The following is a 2,588-nucleotide window of genomic DNA, read 5'->3' as shown; positions in this document are numbered from 1 at the left end:
AAGGCGCTCAGCAGGTGCCCAAAGGCGATGAGGGGAGTTTTCAGGTCGTGAACCAGGGTGGCGGTAAAGGCTTCTCGCCGCATTTGGTCGATCTGGATCTGGCGCAGCAACTGGGCAAAGGCCTGCCGCAAGATCAGGGCTTCCTGGGGATCCCCGGGGCGGAGCAGCAGATTCCAACGGGCAGGCTGGTTGATCAAGGTTTCCAAATGGGCCAACTCGCGGGCCAGCAGGGTGAGGGGGCGCAAAATCATGGAGGACAGAGCATAGCCCACCACCGCCGATAGCACCGCCAGCAACGGGATCCACAGCAGCAGCAGAAGGATCCCTTCAGCGCTGAACTGCGTGTCGGGCCAGATCCACTCCACTGACAGGATGAAAACCAAGTTGGGGACAAACGAAAGGCTGGCAATGACCAATGCCACCTGGGTGCGCAGGCTGTGGGGAAAGCGGCGGCGCCAAAACTCAAGTAGGCGGAGTAGTTGCTGTTTCAAACTCGGTGTGCTCGCTTTGACAAGACCTGCTTGAATAGTGAACCAACCGTAGGCAAAGAATAAACATCCCCTCACGGTCAAGGCTGAAGAGTTCTTTCCTAGGTCTTAGAATGACCGTTATGTCTTGAGCCACTTCATCCCCATGAATAAAGAAGGATGCCGTAACCCCAGCTTTTAGGATACCCAGCTACCCCATTCTTTAGAGAAGCCGCGCCGTATTCCGGTTGGCAAAGCTGTGGACATCACGGCAAAGAAAGACAGCTTGATCCCCAGGCGTAACCAACGTTGAGCAATCATAGTCGTTTCAGGTTAGGGTGAGGCGCCTGGGCCATTGAGAAAAGCCTTTGGCCGCATGCATTATTGCTCGGCAACGCTGACGCGACGACGCGACCAACGTTTTGGGTGTAGTGTCCCAGTTTGGGTCAAAGGACTACAAGTTCAACAGATCAAGATCGAGGGGCAGAGCGGAGCTCTCAAGCTCCTGAAGCATGAAAAAACCTCTGGGAGTCTGTCCGTGTTTCGACCCCAGAGGCTTCTTCTCTTCACTCCTCACCACTATTGAGCGTAGCCGCCCTTCCAAAGGCTGTCAAGCACTTTCCCATTGGGGTTGGCGTGTGGGAAATTGCGCTAGGGTGGCACTGCCGTACAGGATCATCTGCTGGGGCTGCAAGTTCACCCGGTCTACCCGCAGCTCAGTGCCTCGCAAGGCGAGCCGATCCAAATCCAGAAGCTCATTCAGGCAGCGTACCAAAGCTTGGCTCAAGGCTAGCTCCTCTTCTGTACCGCTTTCAAACACTGGATCTGTAAAGCGGATGCGACGCCGCTCCAGCACCTCAACCTGGGCGGAAAAACCGACGCAGAAAGCCCTGGCTTCTCCCTGCTGTACATTTGCCTGGAATTGCAGTCGTCGCGCCGGGGTGATGCTGATATGGACGTGATGGAAGGATAGGGGGCTATCATCCTGCTTTCCTAAGGCCAGCCTATTCAGCACAAAAGGTGTGTTAAACGATTGCGCCAGATCGTCTTCGCTCAGCACCACGCGCATTGTGGCCTGTACTGGCTGGCGCAGCTTGATCTTCCCCTGCCAAATTTGGCTGAAATCGATGGCCACCGCATTGCAGAATAGCTCCAGAGCCGAAAGCCTCAGGCCGTTGTACATCTGCAGATGCTGGCCCAACAGTTCAAAGCTGTCGATACGACCCTGCAACAATTTGGCAACAGGCTCCACTCGCACGCGCGCCTCCAGCCGCTCTGCATGCTTAAAGAGGGCGCGAATGGCTGCGCTTACCCCCCGACTGACCCAATCGACAGCCATGGGATTCTGGAGGGAAAGTTGGGGCAGGAGTCCTGTAGCCATGGGACAAGGTGAAGTTCGCCTACAGGGATCATAACCAACCATTAAGAAAAGTTACAACCTCCGCCGACGGAGAGGCTGTTCTCTCAGGAGTAGGTGCGTCCTTCCTGCATGGCCGAGCGGGCCACGGCTGCGATCCCCTGGTCGGTGGCGCGGGGCAGATGAAAGTACCGTCCGCCCGCCAATTCCGCCAGTTCGGCGCTGAAGCCGGTGGTTACAAAGCGGCTTTGGGAGTCGATCAAGAGCAGCTTCAACCCCAGGGCGCGGATGCGCAGGGCAATCTCCCGCAGCTCCTGCTTCAGGTCGATGGGATCCGTTCCCGACTGGGGTTTGCCATCGCTCCGTCCCAAAGAGCGGCTGAGGGGGATGTTGCCCCGACCATCGGTGAGGGCCACCAGCATCACCTGGCCCACGTCGCCGGCAGCACGGGCATTGACTCCCATCCGCACGGCTTGGGTGAGGGCATGGGCAAGAGGGGATCCCCCGCCGCAGGGCAGAGATTCCAAACGGCGGCGGGCCAGCTCAATGGAGCGGGTGGGGGGCAGCAGCACTTCGGCAGTTTCTCCACGAAAGGCGATGAGGGCCACCTTGTCGCGGTTCTGGTAGGCTTCTGTGAGCAGGCGCAGGGCCGCTCCTTTGGCCGCTTGCATGCGGTTGAGGGCCATGGAGCCGGAGGCATCCACCACAAAGATCACCAGGGCTCCGGCCTTGCGAACCAGCTTTTTGGCGCGGATATCGCTCGG

At 58.3% G+C, this 2,588-nt stretch carries 2 protein-coding genes and 1 pseudogene; all 3 read right to left on the bottom strand.

Features of this window, described 5'->3' with window-relative positions; translation table 11 throughout:
- Positions 1–491, bottom strand: a pseudogene (locus NW849_RS14140) (sensor histidine kinase); the annotation flags it as partial.
- Positions 492–1,077: 586 nt separating this feature from the next.
- Positions 1,078–1,806, bottom strand: a complete 729-nt coding sequence (locus tag NW849_RS14135; protein WP_414358462.1) for a DUF2993 domain-containing protein — start codon at positions 1,804–1,806, stop codon at positions 1,078–1,080.
- Between the two features lie 125 nt (positions 1,807–1,931).
- Positions 1,932–2,588, bottom strand: a 657-nt coding sequence (locus NW849_RS14130; protein ID WP_414358461.1) for a VWA domain-containing protein, incomplete at its 5' end; no start/stop codon positions are given.

The sequence above is a fragment of the Synechococcus sp. R55.3 genome, from assembly GCF_047461975.1.
GTDB lineage: Bacteria > Cyanobacteriota > Cyanobacteriia > Thermostichales > Thermostichaceae > Thermostichus.
Note: the sequence above shows the minus strand (reverse complement) of the source record. Positions and strands in the feature narration are given on the sequence as shown.